General features: G+C 70.5%; 16 protein-coding genes. 7 read left to right on the top strand and 9 right to left on the bottom strand.

Annotation, left to right across the window (positions count from 1 at the left end):
- Window positions 1-19 precede the first annotated feature (19 nt).
- Genes ABGB14_RS01325 through ABGB14_RS01310 form a run of 4 tightly spaced genes read right to left on the bottom strand, consistent with a single transcriptional unit; the run spans window position 20 to window position 3,098 of the window.
- Window positions 20-775, bottom strand: coding sequence for a hypothetical protein (locus ABGB14_RS01325; RefSeq protein WP_347641635.1), 756 nt, complete (start codon window positions 773-775; stop codon window positions 20-22).
- A gap of 48 nt (window positions 776-823) precedes the next feature.
- Complete coding sequence (gene dapF, locus ABGB14_RS01320; protein WP_347641634.1) at window positions 824-1,636, bottom strand: diaminopimelate epimerase; 813 nt, start codon at window positions 1,634-1,636, stop codon at window positions 824-826.
- 9 nt (window positions 1,637-1,645) lie between these two features.
- On the bottom strand, window positions 1,646-2,551 hold the full coding sequence (gene miaA, locus ABGB14_RS01315) for a tRNA (adenosine(37)-N6)-dimethylallyltransferase MiaA (RefSeq protein ID WP_347641633.1): 906 nt from the start codon (window positions 2,549-2,551) through the stop codon (window positions 1,646-1,648).
- 13 nt (window positions 2,552-2,564) lie between these two features.
- On the bottom strand, window positions 2,565-3,098 hold the full coding sequence (locus ABGB14_RS01310) for a methylated-DNA--[protein]-cysteine S-methyltransferase (protein ID WP_347641632.1): 534 nt from the start codon (window positions 3,096-3,098) through the stop codon (window positions 2,565-2,567).
- Window position 3,099: 1 nt separating this feature from the next.
- Between ABGB14_RS01310 and ABGB14_RS01305 the strand changes: the two genes are divergently transcribed.
- A complete protein-coding gene (locus ABGB14_RS01305) occupies window positions 3,100-3,999 on the top strand; it encodes a ribonuclease Z (RefSeq protein WP_347641631.1) in 900 nt (299 codons plus the stop codon).
- On the opposite strand, the gene ABGB14_RS01300 is transcribed toward ABGB14_RS01305, so the two are convergent.
- The 3 genes from ABGB14_RS01300 to miaB form a co-directional block, all read right to left on the bottom strand.
- Entirely contained in the window at window positions 3,993-4,733 is a 741-nt protein-coding gene (locus ABGB14_RS01300; protein WP_347641630.1) for an isocitrate lyase/phosphoenolpyruvate mutase family protein, read from the bottom strand. The two genes, ABGB14_RS01305 and ABGB14_RS01300, sit on opposite strands and share 7 nt — an antisense overlap.
- 178 nt (window positions 4,734-4,911) lie before the next feature.
- Window positions 4,912-5,358: a hypothetical protein gene (locus ABGB14_RS01295; protein WP_347641629.1), complete on the bottom strand. Its 447-nt coding sequence runs from the start codon at window positions 5,356-5,358 to the stop codon at window positions 4,912-4,914.
- A 1,271-nt stretch (window positions 5,359-6,629) separates the two neighbouring features.
- Window positions 6,630-8,123 (bottom strand): tRNA (N6-isopentenyl adenosine(37)-C2)-methylthiotransferase MiaB, encoded by a 1,494-nt coding sequence (gene miaB / locus ABGB14_RS01290; protein ID WP_347641628.1) that lies wholly within the window; start codon window positions 8,121-8,123, stop codon window positions 6,630-6,632.
- A gap of 138 nt (window positions 8,124-8,261) precedes the next feature.
- Between miaB and ABGB14_RS01285 the strand changes: the two genes are divergently transcribed.
- The 6 genes from ABGB14_RS01285 to ABGB14_RS01260 all read left to right on the top strand — a co-directional run bounded on the left by ABGB14_RS01285 (window position 8,262) and on the right by ABGB14_RS01260 (window position 14,331).
- Entirely contained in the window at window positions 8,262-9,017 is a 756-nt protein-coding gene (locus ABGB14_RS01285; RefSeq protein WP_347620236.1) for an amino acid ABC transporter ATP-binding protein, read from the top strand.
- 17 nt (window positions 9,018-9,034) lie between these two features.
- Entirely contained in the window at window positions 9,035-9,895 is an 861-nt protein-coding gene (locus ABGB14_RS01280) for a glutamate ABC transporter substrate-binding protein (protein WP_347641627.1), read from the top strand.
- Window positions 9,896-9,953: 58 nt separating this feature from the next.
- Complete coding sequence (locus ABGB14_RS01275) at window positions 9,954-10,622, top strand: amino acid ABC transporter permease (protein WP_347641626.1); 669 nt, start codon at window positions 9,954-9,956, stop codon at window positions 10,620-10,622.
- A complete protein-coding gene (locus tag ABGB14_RS01270; RefSeq protein ID WP_347641625.1) occupies window positions 10,619-11,485 on the top strand; it encodes an amino acid ABC transporter permease in 867 nt (288 codons plus the stop codon). Before ABGB14_RS01275 ends, ABGB14_RS01270 begins: the two co-directional genes overlap by 4 nt.
- A gap of 143 nt (window positions 11,486-11,628) precedes the next feature.
- Window positions 11,629-12,474, top strand: a complete 846-nt coding sequence (locus tag ABGB14_RS01265; protein WP_347643107.1) for a glutamate ABC transporter substrate-binding protein — start codon at window positions 11,629-11,631, stop codon at window positions 12,472-12,474.
- Between the two features lie 48 nt (window positions 12,475-12,522).
- A complete protein-coding gene (locus tag ABGB14_RS01260; protein WP_347641624.1) occupies window positions 12,523-14,331 on the top strand; it encodes a prolyl oligopeptidase family serine peptidase in 1,809 nt (602 codons plus the stop codon).
- On the opposite strand, the gene rny is transcribed toward ABGB14_RS01260, so the two are convergent.
- Both rny and recX read right to left on the bottom strand, forming a co-directional pair.
- A complete protein-coding gene (rny, locus tag ABGB14_RS01255) occupies window positions 14,328-15,944 on the bottom strand; it encodes a ribonuclease Y (RefSeq protein WP_347641623.1) in 1,617 nt (538 codons plus the stop codon). The genes ABGB14_RS01260 and rny overlap by 4 nt on opposite strands.
- A 624-nt stretch (window positions 15,945-16,568) precedes the next feature.
- Window positions 16,569-17,123: a recombination regulator RecX gene (gene recX / locus ABGB14_RS01250; RefSeq protein ID WP_347641622.1), complete on the bottom strand. Its 555-nt coding sequence runs from the start codon at window positions 17,121-17,123 to the stop codon at window positions 16,569-16,571.
- Window positions 17,124-17,507 lie beyond the last annotated feature (384 nt).

Genomic DNA, 17,507 nt, shown 5'->3' with positions numbered 1-17,507 from the left:
GGGCAGCCAGTCTGCCAGGTCAACGAGCGTCCCCAAAACGCAGAAGCCCGATCAGCTCGTCCGATTCGCTGTCGCTCAGGACCGAAAAGGCGCGGGCCATGAGGTCGTCGGTCGTCTCCTCCACGGCGGCGCGTCGCTCGACCACGTCGGGACCGGGCTGCGGGTAGGGCTCAGGCCAGGTGAAGAACCGGGCGATCTGCTCCCCCGTCGTGCGCCCGAGCGGGGTCGAGTCGTGGGCGGCGGCCAGCGTCGCCTCCAGAGGGTCGAGGCCCGCCGCGATCACGGCGTTGGCGTGCAGGCCGCCGCGCAGCTCGCGTACGACGTGCATGAGCTGGACGGCACGCGCCGGCGGGTCGTCGGCCAGCGGCACCGCCCGCCAGCCCGCGAACAGCGGCGCGCCGACGGGCGAGGCCTCCTCGACGACCCGCTGGAGCAGCTCGGCGATCCTGGCGCAGCCGTCGTGGCCGCCCAGCTTGCGCCGCCCCCAGGCCCTGCACACCTCGGCGTAGAGCTCGACGGCCTGCTCGGCGGCCACCTTGCGGCCGCCGTTCCAGCTCTCTTCGACGTGCTCGGGCGGGAAGAAGACGACGACCGCGCTGACCACGTCGGCGTCGCACTCGCCGAGCACGCCGCAGCGGCCGCGGAAGTACAGCTCACGAGGGCCGAGGGCGTACTCGTCGCAGACGGCCTTGGCCTCTCTGGAGATCGTGAAGCCACCGCCGAACTGGCCGATCGGGGCCCTGACCTGTGTCGCGGTGGTGCGTGGGTCCGCCATGTCCACCTCTCAGTTCGCGAAGTGAACCCAGCATTCCTCAGACGAACATCATTCTGCAAGCATCAGTTCGCCACTCGCCACGACGACCGCGGGACCGGAAAGGTAGCTGGTGTCCTCGTCGAGGATGACGGTCAGCGTGCCGCCGACCACCTCGACCGTCCAGGTGCCCGTGCTGTCGCCCGACAGGCTCGCGGCGGCGACGGCCGTGGCCACCGCCCCGGTGCCGCACGACCGGGTCTCGCCGGAGCCGCGCTCGAAGACGCGCATCACCGCGCGGCTGGTGCCCACCGGGTTGAACAGCTCGATGTTGACGCCGCCGGGGAAGACCCCCGTGTCGAAGCCCGGCTGGTGGGCGAGGTCGAGCTGCGCGACGGGATCGCCGATGGCGCAGGCCAGATGCGGGTTGCCCATGTCGATGCACAGGCCGGTGTACTCGTGTGAGCCGACGGTGGCCACGCTCTCGCCGTGGACGACGGGCCGGCCCATGTCGACCGTGACGTCGCCGTTCGGCTCGACGCGGACCTTGCGCAGGCCGCCACGGGTGGCCACCGCGAACTCCGCGTGCTCCGCCAGCCCGGCGTCGATCAGGTAGCGGACGAACACGCGCACGCCGTTGCCGCACATCTCCGCCACGCTGCCGTCGGCGTTGCGGTAGTCCATGAACCATTCGGCCGCCGACGCCTGCTCGGCCACCTCGTGGCTCAGCTTGGTGCGCGCGACCCTGAGCACACCGTCGGCCCCGATGCCTGTCCTCCTGTCGCAGATCTTCGCGACGAGCGAGGCTGAGACGTCCAGCTCGCCGTCGGGATCAGGCAGGATGACGAAGTCGTTCTCGGTGCCGTGCCCCTTGAGAAAGCGCATTCTGAAAGTCTATGCACACCGGCTCGCCGCGATCCGATCGAGGGATCGCTCAAGCAGATCCGGGGCGTCGTAGGGCAACCAGCACACCCGCGGATCACGGCGGAACCACGACTCCTGGCGACGCGCGAAGCGCCTGGTCAGCCGGACGGTCTCCGCGATCGCCCGCTCCTCGCTCCACTCGCCCTCCAGGAGGCGGATGACCTGGGCGTACCCGAGGGCGCGGCTCGCCGTACGGCCCTCGGCCAGCCCTTCGCCGAGCAGCCCCCGAACCTCGTCGACCAGGCCCGCCCGCCACATGCGCCCAACCCTGACCGCGATCCGCTCGTCCAGCTCCGCCCTCGGCACCTCGAGACCGAGCTGCACGCTCGGGTAGACCGCTTCGTAGGCGGGCATCGTGGCCGAGAACGGGCGCCCCGAATGCTCGATCACCTCAAGGGCGCGGACGATGCGGCGGCCGTTGCTGGGCAGGATCGCCGACGCGGCGGCCGGGTCCAGGCCCCGCAGCCGTTCGTACAGCCGGGCGGTGCCGAACTCGGCCAGCTCCGCCTCCAGCCTCGCCCTGATCTCCGGGTCGGTGCCGGGGAACTCCAGCTCGTCGATGGCCGCCCGCACGTAGAGCCCGCTGCCGCCCACCAGGACCGGCACGTCGACGCGGTCGAAGACGGCCCTGGCCAGCTTCTGGTATTCGGCCACGCTGGCCGTGACCGTGACGTCCCAGACGTCCAGCAGGTGGTGGGGAACCCCGCGCTGCTCGGCCGGGGTCAGCTTGGCCGTGCCGATGTCCATCCCCCGGTAGAGCTGCATGGAGTCGGCGTTGACGCACTCGCCCCCCAACCGGAGCGCGAGGTCGACGGCGAGATCGGACTTTCCCGCCGCGGTGGGGCCGACGACGGCGATGACGGGCTGCTGGCTCACGCTGACCAGTCTGCTAGAGGTCGAGCAGCGTCGGTTGCAGATAGCCCTCATGGGTCAGCAGCCGGCGCTTGGTCTCCACGCCCTCGCCGCCGCTGAAGCCGCCCAGGCCGGTGCCCGCGACCACGCGGTGACAGGGCACGAAGATCGGGATCGGGTTGGAGCCCATGATCGAGCCGATGCCGCGGGCCGGCACGCTGGAGCCGCTGCGCCGGGCCAGCTCGCCGTAGGTGACGGCGGTGCCGTACGGGACCTGGTGGAGGGCCTGGAGCACCCGCAGCCGCGAGCCGGACATCAGGCGCCAGTCGATCGGCGTCTCGAAGACCTTCAGGTCGCCGGCGAAGTAGGCGTTCAGCTCCGCGACCGCGAAGGCCGTACGATCCGCATCATGAACCTCAGGCAGGCCGAGCCGGTCGGAAAGGCGCGCACGCGATCCGTGCGCCGACGCCCAGCCCGACGCCACGAGGCCGGTCTCGGTGACGGCCAGCACGAACAGGCCGACCGGCGTCGGCACCTCGGCGAAGGCGGCGGTCTCTGCGGCGGCGGGCATCATGTCCTCACGTGAGCTCGTGGTGCTGGGCACCTCCAGCGCGGTTCCTACCCGACACCGTAACCACAATGGCTACCTCCTGCGCTGGGACGGTCAGGGCTTCCTGTTCGACCCGGGCGAGGGCACGCAGCGGCAGATGCTGCACGCCGGAGTCAGCGCGCACGACGTGCACTGGCTCTGCGTCACGCACTTCCACGGCGACCACTGCCTGGGCGTGCCGGGCGTGGTGCAGCGCATCGCCCGCGACAAGGTCAGGCACCCGGTGCGGGCGCTCTTCCCCGGTTCCGGCGAACCCTACTGGCGCAGGCTCCGCCACGCCGCCGTCTTCGCCGACACGTCCGTCATCTCCGAACATCCCCTCGACGGCGACCTCACCGCCGTCGGCCCGCTGACCGCGCGCCGCCTCTCCCATCCGGTCGAGTCCTACGGCTACCGCCTCCAGGAGCCGGACGGCCGCCGCATGCTGCCTGAGCGGCTGGCCGCCCACGGCATCCGCGGCCCCGAGGTCGGCGAGCTGCAGCGCACCGGCTCCGTTCGCGGCGTCACGCTCGACCGGTGCAGCGAGCCCAGGCCGGGGCAGAGCGCGGCCTTCGTGATGGACACCCGGCTCTGCGACGCCGTCTTCGAGCTGGCGTCGGGGGCCGACCTGCTGGTGATCGAGTCGACGTTCCTGTCGTCGGAGAGCGCGCTGGCCAAGGAGTACGGGCACCTGACGGCGTTCGAGGCGGGGATGGTGGCGGCGGACGCGGGGGTGCGCAGGCTGGTGCTCACGCACTTCTCCGAGCGGTACGGCTTCGCCGAGGAGCCGGCCTTCGCCGCCGAGGCGCGGCGCAGCTTCGACGGCGAGGTGGTGCTCGCCCGCGACCTGATGAGGATCCCCGTGCCGCGCCGCCGTCAGTAGGGGCTCCGGCCCTCCTTGACCTTCGCCAGCAGCCCGCGCGTGTAGTCGGCGGACGCGCGGTGCAGGCCGCTGCCGAAGCTGATCCTGGCCACCCCCAGCTCGGCCAGGCGCGCCGGCGAAGGGCCTCCCGGCCGGAACAGGATGTTGACCATCCCGCCCAGCTCGCCGGCCAGCGCCCGGATCTCCTCCTCGTCCGCCAGGCCGATCGGGTAGACGCAGTCGGCTCCCGCCTCCAGATAGCGCCGTGCGCGCTCGACGGCCGCGGCACGGTCGCCGCTTCCGTACAGGTACAGGTCGATCCTGGCGTTGATCACCAGGCCCGGGCCCGCGGCGGCGCGCACCTCGGCGAGGAAGTCCGCCTGGACGCCTGTCTCCACCATCTCGCCGGTGCCGGGGAGCGAGTCCTCCAGGTTGCACCCGACGGCTCCGGCGCCCGCCAGCGCCTCGGCGAGGGCGGCCGGTTCGAGCGCGTACCCGCGCTCGACGTCGGCGGTGACGGGCACGTCGACCGCCCTGGCCACGCGCGCCACGGCCGCCATCATCTCGTCGGCAGGGGTGCCCTCGCCGTCCTCGTAGCCCAGCACGCGCGCGACGGCGGCGCTGCCGGTGGCGACCGCGGGGAAACCGGCATCCTGTACGGCCCGCGCCGACGCGGCGTCCCAGACGTTGGGCAGGACCAGCGGAGTGCCCGGCACGTGAAGGGCTCGGAGCGCGTCCGCCTTGTCAGCAGTCATGCGGCGACCTTACGGAGCACCCCGGCGCCGCCGAAGGTCCAGTACCGGCGAATTACGGCAAGCCACTTCACCGGCGCCGCACGAGCGCGAGGGGGACGCGAGCACCCGGGCGCTCAATGGCGAGCGGCCCCCGGCCTCCCTGACGCCTTCGATGGGCGAGTGGCCCTTCGTGACACCTTCAGCAGCCGGCCTTGGCGCACTGGCCGTTGACCAGGCCCCCCGGGCCGTCGGCCGGGGTGTCGGCCTCGTCCTGCGCGGGCTTGCTCGGGGACGTCGTCGCGGGCTTCTTGCCGGTGTTGGTCTGCTTGGTGCCATCGGACGGGTTGGAGCCCGTCGAGCCCGTGTCGTGGTTGCCCGGGCCACCCTCGCCGTCGTTGTCCGTCCTGGCGTCGCCCATGCTGCCGTCGTCCTCGCCGGTCGGCAGGTTGTCGTCAGGGGCGTCGGTCCTGGCGTCACCCATGGTCGCGTCGTCGTCACCCTGGAGTTCTTCGTCGCCGCCCGCGCTCTGCGAGGGCGCCGGCTGGGAGGCGCCTCCGGGCCGTGCGGGATCGGCGGGGTTTCCCGCCAGGAAGTAGCCGCCGCCGGCCGCCGCCACCAGTGCGACCGCCACCGAGGCGACGATCATGGCGATCTTCTTGTTGTTCTTCGAGGACTTGTGCCCTGGCGGCGCATTCCTCGAAGCCAGGCGGGTGTCCCCAGGCCCCTCTAGGATCTCCTGATGATCCGGCTCACGCGAACCTTGCATGGTGTTGCAGCTCCCTGCGGTCGTATCGGGAAAGCTCACCGGCTTCCGCGGGTGATGGACCACACTAGCCGCAACACCGGAATGCTCGCAGAACAATCACGAAGGAATCACGACTTGTCCCCCCTTAGATCCATAAGACCAGGTAGCCGCGCCAACCTGGCACCGCTGGCCGGAACAGCCGGGGTACTCGTCACCGCGACCCTGGGAATTTTCCTGGCATTCACCGACTCCTCAGAACCGTCTCCGCAAAGCTCCGCCGAATTCGATCAGGAATCTCCGCATTCCTCAAGATCGATAACGCCTTCGCCGCCACTCTGGGCGTCGAACATGACACAAAGGGCGACCGCCTCCCGAACTTCCGGGCCATTTCCTGGAACGTTCCCGCAGCCGCCCTCACAGACCGTGGACGCCGTGATGGGGCCGTTGGCGCCGCCGTGGATCCAGCCCGTCCCGCCGCCCCGGGACATCACGGGAACGCCGCCCTGGGGCACCCGAACGCCTCTCCGGGACGCCCCGGCACCGCCCTGGGGCACGCACGAACCCGTCCGCCCGTCAACTGCCACGGGCCCGCCGGCCGCGACCGCGCCCCCGGGGTCACCGGCGCCCTTTCCCGGACGAACGGCCGCGCCTCCACCGCCCTTCCGCGACCGGTCGGCGGCTCCCGGGCCACCCGTGCAGGTACGGTCCGCGGCGCCCGGCCCGGCGGGCTCGCCCTCTCCGCAGTCGCCCCCTCAGCCGCCTCCCCGCGACCCAGCGCCGACCAGGCGCCCGGCCGTCCCCGCGCCTCCGGCACGCGGCATCGACCCCTGCGCCACGTTCGACGACTTCCGCCGGCAGCCCTGCTACAGCTTCCTCGACCGCCTCACTCGCTGACCCTTGGCCATCGGGATGCGGCCGTGAGAGCGCCTGTCCGGCGCCCGGGCACCGGACAGGCGGGCCAGAGAGCAGGGGAGACAGGTGGGCAGGTGGTGTGCCGGGTATCTGGGGACGTCGCGCCACCGATCCGGCCGAGCCCCGATCCGGGAACGACCGGCCGAGCCCTGATCCGGGAACGAAGCGGGCTTCCCGGCCGGGGAGCGTCTGCACTGGCGGCCTCGGCGAGCGCGGCGAAGGGAGGCGTCAGCCCTCGGGCGGAGAGGGCTGCGCCTGGGTCAGTGGGCCGAGCAGGCGCCCGACGGGGCGGTGGTGGGAGCGGGGCGGCCGACGGTGGGCATGCCGAGCAGCACCCCCGGCCCCGTGGAAGGACCTGCCTGTCGGGACTCCCAGGCGTCGCCCGCCCGCGTCCGCCTGACCGCGTACGCCGGCCCGTCCGCCACCAGGTGGTGCGGGGCCGCGTACGTCACCTCGACCGTCACCATGTCACCCGGCCGGGGAGCCTCCGAGCCCACGGCGAAGTGCACGAGCCGGTTGTCGGGCGCGCGGCCGGACAGCCGGCGGGTGGCGTCGTCCTTGCGCCCCTCGCCCTCGGCGACCAGCACCTCGAGCGTCCGGCCCACCTGCTTCTTGTTCTCCTCCCACGAGATCTCCTCCTGGAGGGCCACCAGCCGCTCGTAGCGTTCCTGGACGACCTCCTTGGGGATCTGGTCGTCCATGGTGGCCGCCGGCGTGCCGGGACGGATGGAGTACTGGAAGGTGAAGGCGTTGGCGAAGCGGCTCTGCCTGACGACGTCGAGCGTGGCCTGGAAGTCCTCCTCGGTCTCGCCGGGGAAGCCGACGATGATGTCGGTCGAGATGGCAGCGTCCGGCATGGCGGCGCGCACGCGTTCGATGATGCCGAGGTAGCGCTCGGCGCGGTAGGAGCGGCGCATCGCGCGCAGCACCCGGTCGGAGCCCGACTGCAGCGGCATGTGCAACTGGTGCATGACGTTGGGCGTCTCGGCCATGGCGGCGATCACGTCGTCGGTGAACGCGGCGGGGTGGGGCGAGGTGAAGCGGACCCGCTCCAGGCCCTCGATGGAGCCGCACGAGCGCAGCAGCTTGCCGAAGGCCAGCCGGTCGCCGAACTCCACGCCGTAGGTGTTGACGTTCTGGCCCAGCAGCGTGACCTCGAGGACGCCCTGGCCGACGAGGGTCCCGACCTCGGCCAGGATCTCGCCGGGCCGGCGGTCCTTCTCCTTGCCGCGCAGGGAGGGGACGATGCAGAACGTGCAGGTGTTGTTGCAGCCGACCGAGACGGCCACCCAGGCGGCGTAGGCGGACTCGCGCCTGGTGGGCAGCGTCGAGGGGAAGACCTCGAGCGACTCCTTCAGCTCGACCTGCGCCTCGCCCTCGATGCGGGCGCGCTCCAGCAGCACCGGCAGCGAGCCGATGTTGTGGGTGCCGAAGACCACGTCGACCCATGGCGCCTTGCGGACGATCTCGCCCTGGTCCTTCTGGGCGAGGCAGCCGCCCACGGCGATCTGCATGCGCGGGTTGCTCACCTTGGCGGGCCGCAGGTGGCCGAGGTTGCCGTAGAGGCGGTTGTCGGCGTTCTCCCGCACGGCACACGTGTTGAACACGACCACGTCGGCGGTCTCGCCGTCGGGGGCGGGCACGTAGCCGGCATCCTCCAGCAGGCCGGAGAGGCGTTCGGAGTCGTGGACGTTCATCTGGCACCCATATGTGCGCACTTCATAGGTGCGGGCGCTCTCCTGGGTCACAGTCATGGCGCTTTCCAGGGTAGTCGTTGTCAGGCTTGAGACGGCCCGTACCGATCTAAAAGACCAGCTTGACGGCACGATGTGATCGGATCGGTACCACCCGGTTAGTGACCAGCGTCTTAATGCCCTCTACCGTTTGGGTGCATGACGGAGAACGGCGACGGCGCTCCACTGGTTCGGTTGGAGAACGTCAACAAGCACTTCGGGGCGCTGCATGTCCTGAAGAACATCAACTTGACCGTCTCTCGTGGCGAGGTTCTGGTCGTCATCGGCCCGTCGGGCGGCGGGAAGTCCACGCTCTGCCGCGCGATCAACCGGCTGGAGACGATCAGTGACGGGCAGATCATATTTGACGGCCAGGTGCTGCCCGAGGAGGGCAAGGCCCTGGCGAGGCTCCGTTCCGACGTCGGCATGGTCTTCCAGTCGTTCAATCTGTTCGCTCACAAGACCATCCGGGAGAACGTCACGCTCGGCCCGATCAAGGTGCGCGGGATCGCGCGCGATGCGGCCAACAAGCGTGCGATGGAGCTTCTCGAACGGGTAGGTATCGCAGCACAGGCGGACAAGTATCCGGCCCAGCTGTCGGGTGGCCAGCAGCAGCGGGTCGCCATCGCCAGGGCACTGGCGATGGACCCGAAGATGATCCTGTTCGACGAGCCGACCTCGGCACTGGACCCCGAGATGGTGCAGGAGGTGCTCGATGTCATGGTCGGGCTGGCCCGTGACGGGATGACCATGGTGGTCGTCACGCACGAGATGGGTTTCGCCCGCCGCGCCGCCAACCGCGTCGTGTTCATGGCAGACGGGCAGATCGTCGAGGAGAACACCCCCGACGAGTTCTTCACCAACGCGCAGACCGACCGGGCGCGCGACTTCCTTTCGAAGATCCTCACGCACTGAGATTGAGGCAGGTACACATGCACATGCGTCGAACGGGAGCGGTGCTCTCGGTAGCGGCTCTGGCCGCCGGCCTGACGGCTTGTGGTGGCGGCGAGCAGACGTACGCCACCGTGCTGGAGAAGGTCCAGGGCGCCAACACGATCGTGGTCGGCACCAAGTGGGACCAGCCGAGCCTGGGCCTGAAGATGGGCGCCGAGCCCGAGGGATTCGACGTTGACGTGGCCAAGGCCCTGGTGAAGGAGCTGGCCGGCGGCAAGGAGGTCGAGATCGAGTGGAAGGAGTCGGCCTCGTCCAACCGTGAGCCGTTCCTCCAGAACGGCACGGTCGACATGGTCGTCGCCACCTACTCCATCACCGAGGAGCGCAAGGGCAAGGTCACCTTCGGCGGCCCCTACGTGATCGCCCACCAGGACGTCATGGTCCGCAAGGACGACACGTCGATCAACAGCCCGCAGGAGCTCAAGGGCAAGAAGATCTGCAAGGCAGCCGGCTCCAACTCCTACAAGCGCATCACCGAAGGGCCGCCGGACGGCGAGCTCGACATCGACGCCACGACCGTCGACGCGGCCAACTACTCCGAGTGCGTGCAGAAGCTGACCGGCAGCAACCTCGACGCCGTCACCACCGACGACCTGATCCTGGCGGGCTTCGCCAAGCAGGCGGGCGGCAACTTCAAGGTGCTGGGCCAGGGCTTCACCGACGAGAAGTACGGCGTCGGCCTGAAGAAGGGCGACACGAAGACGTGCGAGGCCGTCAACACCGCGGTGAAGAAGCTGTGGGACAACGGCACCATGAAGCAGCTGCTGGACAAGTGGTTCGGCGGCATCCAGGGCCTGAAGCTGTCGGAGGCCGCGCCGCCGGCCGAGGGCTGCAGCTGATCACGTCGGCGACGGCGGCCGGCCCCCCGGCCGCCTTTCGCCCCTGCGGTGGAGCACGATGGACGAACTAATCACGTACGCCCCCGACCTCGCGTTGGGCTTTCTGGAGAACGTCAAGCTCGCGCTCGTGGCCCTGGTCGCATCACTGGTCCTCGGCACGATCCTGGTCGCGATGCGGGTCTCCCCCACGCCGGTGTTGCGCGCGGCGGGCACGATCTACGTCAACGTTGTCCGTAACACCCCCCTGACACTGGTGCTGGCGTTCTCGGCGCTGGGCCTGAGCGACCAGCTGGGCCTGATCTTCTCCGACGAGCCGCGGTCCAACTCGTTCTGGCTCGTCGCGATGGGCCTGTCGCTCTACACGGCGGCCTTCGTGTGCGAGGCGCTGCGCTCGGGGGTCAACACGGTGCCGATGGGGCAGGCCGAGGCCGCCAGGGCGATCGGCCTGACGTTCAGCCAGTCACTCACGATGATCATCCTGCCGCAGGCGTTCCGCGCCGTGGTCGCCCCGCTGGGCAGCGTGATCATCGCCATGATCAAGAACACCACGGTCGCCACCGCCGGCGGGTTCCTCGCCGATGCGGCGGCCGTGATGAAGGAGACGTTCGACCAGACCGGCGCGTCGATCCCCATCTTTCTCGGCATCGTCGTCGCCTTCATGGTGCTGACCATGCCGATCGGGTTCTTCACCGGCTGGTTGTCGCGGCGCCTGGCGGTGGTCCGATGAGCACTTCTGTCCTGTTCGACGCCCCCGGGCCGCGCGGGCGGGTGCGCAACCACGCCCTCACCGTCGTCAGCGTCATCGCCGTCGGGGCGGTCGTCTACGGCGTCTACAGGGGGTTCGACGCCAAGGGCCAGTGGGAAGGCAAGATCTGGCAGCCGTTCCTGCAGTGGGAGACGTGGGAGTTCTACATCATCCCGGGTCTCATCGGCACCCTGAAGGCGGCGGCCGTGGCCGCGGTGCTCGCGCTCGCCTTCGGCGCGATCTTCGGCCTGGCCCGGCTCTCGGACCATGCCTGGATCAGGGTCCCGGCCGGCGTGGTGGTGGAGGTCTTCAGGGCCATCCCCCTGCTGCTGCTGATCTTCTTCATCTTCTACCTGGCCCCGTTGCTGATGGGCGGCGGCGACTACGCGTTCATGGCGGTGGTCGTCGGCCTGATGCTCTACAACGGCTCGGTGCTCGCCGAAGTCGTCAGGGCCGGCGTGCAGGCCGTCCCCAAGGGGCAGTCGGAGGCCGCCTACGCGGTGGGCATGCGGAAGAACCAGGTCATGCGGCTGGTGTTGTTGCCGCAGGCCGTCACGGCGATGATGCCGGCGATCGTCAGCCAGCTCGTGGTGCTGCTGAAGGACACCGCGCTCGGCTACATCATCGCCTACGTCGACCTGCTCAACACCGGCTTCAAGATCCTTCCTGCCCGGTTCTTCGGCTCGTTGATCCCGGCGGCGATCGTCATCGGCATCATCTACGTCGCGCTCAACATGGCCCTGAGCTACCTGGCCACCTGGCTGGAGGGGCGGAGCAGGCGCAGCCGCAAGACCGCGGCCAAGCCGGTCACGCCGGCCGTGGGCATGGGCGAAGGCGCCGCCTGACGGTGTACGGGCGGTGAACGCGCCGCCCGTACACCGATAAATCCCCAAGAAAGTCCCACTTCTCCGTTGGAGGCGTTGAAACACCGGCCTGCGCGCGTTATTCAGCCGACAAGCTCCTCTTACAGGAGATGATCGGGGTGACCATGCGTGGGGCGGCGCTCGCAGGGGCGGCCATGGCCGTGTGCCTGGCGGCGTGCGGCGGAAACGGCTCATTCTCCACCGTCGCGGAGAAGATCAGAGAAGGCGGCACGGTCACGGTCGGCACCAAGTGGGACCAGCCGGGCGTGGGCCTCAAGACCGGGCCCGGCGCCCCCGAGGGTTTCGACATCGACGTCGCCCGCTACATCGTCCGCCACCTCGCGGGCGGCGAGAACGTGCACATCACGTGGCGCGAGGCCCCCTCCTCAGCCCGCGAGGCACTGCTCCAGAACGGCACCGTCGACATGGTCGTCGCCTCCTACTCCATCACCATGTCGCGCAAGCCCAGGGTGACGTTCGCGGGCCCGTACGTGACGGCCTACCAGGACACGATGGTCCGCCGCGACGACACCTCCATCCAGAAGACCAGCGACCTGGCGGGGCAGCGCATCTGCCTGGCCAAGGGGTCCAACTCCTACCGGCGCATCGTCGACCCGCCGCCGGACGGCAAGCTGGACCTGCCGGCCATCCTCGTGCCCGCGGCCAACTACTCCGAGTGCGTACGCAAGCTCCTCGACCGCCAGCTCGACGCGGTGAGCACCGAGAACCTGTCCCTGGCCGGGTACGTCGAGCAGGACCCCAAGAAGCTCAGGCTGCTCAACGACCCGATCAGCGAGGAGCAGTGGGCCGTCGGCCTCAAGGAGGGCGAGATCGCCACGTGCGAGGCCGTCGACGAGGCGATCACCATGATGTGGGCGGACGGCACGGCCGCCCGGCTGCTGCAGAAGTGGTTCGGCAGGACGGGGCTCGACCTGCCCACGGCGCCACCACCGCCCGCGGGCTGCCCCTGATCCAAGATCCGGCCAGCACGCTCGCCGATCTTCCGGCAGGATGCGGGTATGCCTTTCTGGCCCTCCCCCATCACGACCAGAGACGTGGCGAGCGCAGGCGTGCGTCCGAGCTGGCCCACGATTCGGGGCGGCCGGGTGTGGTGGACCGAGGACCGCCCCGAGGAGGGCGGACGCACCACGATCGTGTGCCGCGCCGCCGACGGCACCCACCGCGAGCTGCTGCGGGCCCCGTGGTGCGCGCGCACCCGCGTGCACGAGTACGGCGGCAGGCCCTACACCGTGACCCCCGGCGGCGAGGTGGTCTTCGCCAACCTCGACGACCAGCGCCTGTACATCCTGGCGGACGGCGGTGAGCCCGAGCCGCTCACCGGCGACGGCTGCCGCTACGCCGACCTGGTCGTGCACGACGGCCAGGTGTGGGCCGTGCGCGAGCGGCACGGCGACGACGGCAAGGTGACCCGGGCCATCGTGTCCGTCCCGCTGGACGGCGGCGACCCTCGCGCCTGGGTCACGGGCTGCGATTTCTACGCCTCCCCCGCCGTCTCCCCTGACGGACGGCACCTGGCTTACCTCTGCTGGAACCACCCGCTCATGCCCTGGGACGGCACCGAGCTGCGGGTCGTCCGCCTCTCCAGCGGCGAGGAGTGGACCGTGCGCGGCGGGCCCGCCGAATCCGTGCTCGCCCCCGTCTGGAAGGACGACGCCCACCTCTACCTGATCTCCGACGCCTCAGGATGGTGGAACCTCTACGAGACCGGTCTGCGGGGCGCGGATACGCGGGCGGTCCATCCCGCCGAGGAGGAGTTCGCGGCGCCGCCGTGGCAGCTGGGCGGATGGCCGTACACCGTGCTCGGCGACGGGCGCATCGCGGTCCTGCACGGGCGCGGCGACCTGCGGATGGGCGTGCTCGACCCCGAGTCGGGCACCCTGACCGACCTCGACGTGCCCCGTTCGGGGTGGGACGCGGCGCTGGCGGCCGAGGGCACGTCCGTGGTCGGGGTCGGCTACTCCGCCACGCTCCCCCGGTCGGTCGTCCAGGTGGACACGGCGGCGGGCACGCACGTCGCGCTCGGCCAGGACGTCGCGCGCCTGCCCGACCCCGCCTGCCTGCCGCTTCCCCGGGCGGTGGAAACGCCGGCCCCCGCGTTCCTCTATCCGCCGCACGGACCGGCGACCACCGGCGTCCCCCCATACGTGATCTTCGTGCACGGCGGGCCGACGGCCTGCGCCGACAGCGCGCTCGACCTGGAGAAGGCGTTCCTGACCTCGCGCGGCATCGGCGTGCTCGACGTCAACTACGGCGGCTCCACCGGCTACGGCAGGCCCTACCGCGACCGGCTGAAAGGGCAGTGGGGCCTGGTTGACGTCGCCGACACGATCGCCGCCGCACGATGGCTGGCCGCCGAAGGCCTGGCCGACCCCGCCAAGATCGCGGTACGCGGCAGCAGCGCGGGCGGCTGGACCGTGCTGGCCGCCTGCTGCCGGTCCGACGTGTTCGCGGGCGGCGTCTCCTACTACGGCATCAGCGCGCTCGCGCCCCTCTCCGAGCACACCCACGACTTCGAGTCACGCTACGTGGAGTGGCTGGTGGGGCCGGAAGACCCGCAGGTCTACGCCGCCCGCGAGCCGCTGGGCCTCGTCGACGACGTGACCTGCCCCATGCTGCTCCTGCAGGGGCTCGACGACCCCGTGGTGCCGCCCCAGCAGTCGGTGGCCTTCGCCGACGCGCTCTCCGAACGCGGCATCCCGTGCACCTATCTCTCCTTCGACGGGGAGTCACACGGCTTCCGCCGCGCCGAGACGCGGGCCGCGGCGCTCGCCGCAGAGCTCGCCTTCTACCAGCAGATCTTCGCCTAACGGGCGAACTCGGTGGCCCTCGACTCCCTGACCACGCTGATGCGGATCTGCCCCGGGTAGGTCAGCTCCTCCTCCACCTGCTTGGCCACGTCGCGGGCGATCACCTGCGCCTGGATGTCGTCGACCGCGTCGGGCTTGACCATGACGCGGATCTCCCGGCCGGCCTGCATGGCGAAGACCTTCTCCACCCCGTCGTACGACTGCGCGATCTCCTCCAGCCGCTCCAACCGCTTGACGTAGGCCTCCAGGGACTCACGGCGGGCCCCTGGACGGCTGCCGCTGATCGCGTCGGCGGCCTGCGTGAGCACCGCCTCGACGGTGCGGACCTCGACCTCGTTGTGGTGCGCCTCGATGGCGTGCACCACGTCCTCCTCCTCGCCGTAGCGTCGGGCGATCTCCGCGCCGATCAGCGCGTGACTGCCCTCGACCTCGTGCGTGAGAGCCTTGCCGATGTCGTGGAGCAGGGCGCAACGCTTCATCAGCCGCTGGTTCAGCTTCAGCTCGGCGGCCATGATGCCCGCGATGTGCGCGGACTCGATCAGGTGCTTGAGGACGTTCTGTCCATAAGAGGTGCGGTAGCGCAACTGCCCGAGCAGCAGCGTCAGCTCGGGATGCATGTCGGTGATGCCCAGCTCGACCAGGGCGTCCTCGCCGGCCCGGGCGCACAGGTCCTGGACCTCCTGGCGGCTGCGGTCATGGGCCTCCTCGATGCGCTGCGGATGGATGCGGCCGTCCAGCACCAGCTTCTCCAGCGTCAGCCTGGCGGTCTCCCTCCGCACCGGGTCGAAGCACGACAGCAACACCGCCTCAGGCGTGTCGTCGATGATCAGGTTGACCCCGGTGGTGGACTCGAAGGCGCGGATGTTACGCCCCTCGCGCCCGATGATCCGGCCCTTCATCTCGTCGCCCGGCAGGTGCAACACGCTGACGACCGACTCCGCCGTCTGCTCCGCCGCCACCCGCTGCACGGCCAGCGTCACGATCTTGGTGGCCCGCTTCTCGCCCTCCTTGCGAGCGGCCCCCTCGATCTCCCTGACGATCAGGGCGGCCTCGCGCTTGGCTTGGTTCTCGATCTCCCTGACCAGCTCCGCCTTGGCCTGCGCGCCGGTCAGCCCGGCGACCCGCTCCAGGATGACCTGCCGCTCCTGCTCGACCTGGAGCAGCTCCTCGCGCCGGTCGGCCAGCTCGACTTCCGTCTCGGCGAGCTTCCTGTCACGCTCGGACTGCCGTCTGGCCTCCTCGTCCAGCCGCTGCTCGCGCTCGGCCAGCCTGGCCTCCCTGCGCTCCAGGTCGGTCCGTAGCTCTTTGAGCTCGGACTTGAGGATCCGGGCCTCCTCCTCGACCTCCCGCCGCATCTGCGCCGCGCTCTCGGCAGCGCTCTCCGACCTGCGCAGGATCTCCTCGGCGTCGGTCTCCGCCTTGTGGCGGATCTCCTGCGCCTCCTCACGCGCCTGCTCGAGCTCCTCGTGAACGGCCTGCATCTGCTCGGAGCTCGGCTTGCCGGAACGTGGCAGAGGGCCGGAGGTGCGGCGTATGACAACGAGGAGCGCGACGATCATCCCGAACGCGAGCACGAGCACCGCCACCATCAGCACCACGACCAGCGGCCCCATGTGCGCCCCGCCCTCCTCGCGTCGTCAACACCTCATAACGCGGCCACAAAACGGGAGGGGTCACAAGCACGCCACGGACAGCCCGGTCATCACCTGGGTCGATGCCCAGCCAAGGCTGACCGGGCGTCGGCTCGGAAAGCCGACACCTCGCCTGCCTCGATCGCCCAAGCTCGCTCGTCCGTCGTTCACCGGTATGGCAATCCGCACTGCGCGGAGTAACTCCCTCACTGCCGTCGAGGTTATGCGTCGAACAGGTCACGAGCAAGCAAACGCGTCTCCAAGCGTGTCTTACGGACCCGCATCGCCACATCCACCACAAGATCCGCCATTGCCCTGGGAAACCGCCGGGATCCGGCACGCTCCCCGTGCCGGACGCGGACATCCTTCAGGCGGCCGCGTTGAATGCGCCAGGCATCCACCAGGCTGACGGCGGGTCAGACTCTCCGGCGAAACGTCCGCTCCCAGCGAGTCAGACTCTCCGGAGGAACGTCCATTCCCAGCGAGGCGAGCTCGCCGGGCCGGACGTCGGCCCTCCCGAGGGGTTGAGTTCCGGGCGGGGTGCTCGTCGAAGGAGAGCGACCATCCCCTTTGAAGCCAGGGGCAGACGTCCCGTCAGGGGTCCCGTCAGGGGAAGTCTTCTTCCATGTCGATGCCCTCCTGTTCCAGGGCCTCGCGGATGACGCGGAAGGCCAGGCCCGACGGGTAGCCCTTGCGGGCGAGCATGCCGGCGAGGCGGCGGGTGCGGGCGCGCGGGTCGAGGGAGCGGGTCACGGCCAGCTTGCGCTCCACCAGCCGGCGAGCGGTCTCCGCCTCCTGGTCGGGATCGAGGCGGTCGACGGCTTCCTTGACCGTGTCGGTGTCGACGCCCCGATGGCGCAGCTCGGCGGCCAGGGCGCGCTTGGCCAGGCCGCGACCGTGGTGCCTGGAGTCGACCCAGGCCGTGGCGAAGGCCTCGTCGTCGATCAGCCCCAGCTCAGAGAACCGGCTGAGCACCGCCTCCGCGGCGTCGTCCGGCACCTCCCGCTTGCGCAGAGCTTCGGCGAGCTGGGCTCGCGTCTTGGGAGCCATGGTGAGAAGGCGCAGGCAGATGGCCCGGGCCACCGACTCCGGGTCGGCGGCCGGAGCGGCCCCGGCCGGAGCGGCCCCGGCCGGGCTGTCGGCGTCAGGCCCTTCCGGCAACCATCCCCGCGGGCCCTTTCCTGCGCGCCTGCTGGACCGACCGGACCGGCGCCCTCTGCCCGATCGCCTCGCACCGTCCTCACCCCACTCGCCCGCCGGGCTCCCGCTGCCTTCGTCCTGCCCGCCTGAGGCGTTCTCGCCGCCTCCGGCCCACTTGTCAGCTCGGCTCCTGCCTTCAGTGCCCTTCCCGCGGCCCCTGGCATGGTCTTTGCCGAACCAACTGTCCCCGGCCAGCACCTCGGAATGCCATCCGCCGTCTCCGTCGCCGGAAGACCTGTCAGCCGGCCCGCCATCGCGCACGCGGGAGCCGTCGGCCTCCGGAGGCGGGGAGCCGGTGGCTCCTTGCTCCAGCTCTGCCGGGACACCGGGGGCACGCTGTCCATC

Origin of the sequence: Nonomuraea sp. B10E15, from assembly GCF_039871615.1 — a bacterium.
Lineage (GTDB): Bacteria > Actinomycetota > Actinomycetes > Streptosporangiales > Streptosporangiaceae > Nonomuraea.
Note: the sequence above shows the minus strand (reverse complement) of the source record. Positions and strands in the feature narration are given on the sequence as shown.

Bases quoted from the DNA above. Each gene is read 5' to 3' on its own strand.
- ABGB14_RS01265 (WP_347643107.1), top strand. From the start codon at position 11,629: ATGCGTGGGGCGGCGCTCGCAGGGGCGGCCATGGCCGTGTGCCTGGCG.
- ABGB14_RS01270 (WP_347641625.1), top strand. From the start codon at position 10,619: ATGAGCACTTCTGTCCTGTTCGACGCCCCCGGGCCGCGCGGGCGGGTG.
- ABGB14_RS01260 (WP_347641624.1), top strand. From the start codon at position 12,523: ATGCCTTTCTGGCCCTCCCCCATCACGACCAGAGACGTGGCGAGCGCA.
- ABGB14_RS01275 (WP_347641626.1), top strand. From the start codon at position 9,954: ATGGACGAACTAATCACGTACGCCCCCGACCTCGCGTTGGGCTTTCTG.
- miaB (WP_347641628.1), bottom strand. From the start codon at position 8,123: ATGACTGTGACCCAGGAGAGCGCCCGCACCTATGAAGTGCGCACATAT.
- ABGB14_RS01300 (WP_347641630.1), bottom strand. From the start codon at position 4,733: ATGACTGCTGACAAGGCGGACGCGCTCCGAGCCCTTCACGTGCCGGGC.
- rny (WP_347641623.1), bottom strand. From the start codon at position 15,944: ATGGGGCCGCTGGTCGTGGTGCTGATGGTGGCGGTGCTCGTGCTCGCG.
- ABGB14_RS01325 (WP_347641635.1), bottom strand. From the start codon at position 775: ATGGCGGACCCACGCACCACCGCGACACAGGTCAGGGCCCCGATCGGC.
- ABGB14_RS01285 (WP_347620236.1), top strand. From the start codon at position 8,262: ATGACGGAGAACGGCGACGGCGCTCCACTGGTTCGGTTGGAGAACGTC.
- ABGB14_RS01305 (WP_347641631.1), top strand. From the start codon at position 3,100: ATGTCCTCACGTGAGCTCGTGGTGCTGGGCACCTCCAGCGCGGTTCCT.
- dapF (WP_347641634.1), bottom strand. From the start codon at position 1,636: ATGCGCTTTCTCAAGGGGCACGGCACCGAGAACGACTTCGTCATCCTG.
- ABGB14_RS01310 (WP_347641632.1), bottom strand. From the start codon at position 3,098: ATGCCCGCCGCCGCAGAGACCGCCGCCTTCGCCGAGGTGCCGACGCCG.
- ABGB14_RS01280 (WP_347641627.1), top strand. From the start codon at position 9,035: ATGCACATGCGTCGAACGGGAGCGGTGCTCTCGGTAGCGGCTCTGGCC.
- ABGB14_RS01295 (WP_347641629.1), bottom strand. From the start codon at position 5,358: ATGATCGTCGCCTCGGTGGCGGTCGCACTGGTGGCGGCGGCCGGCGGC.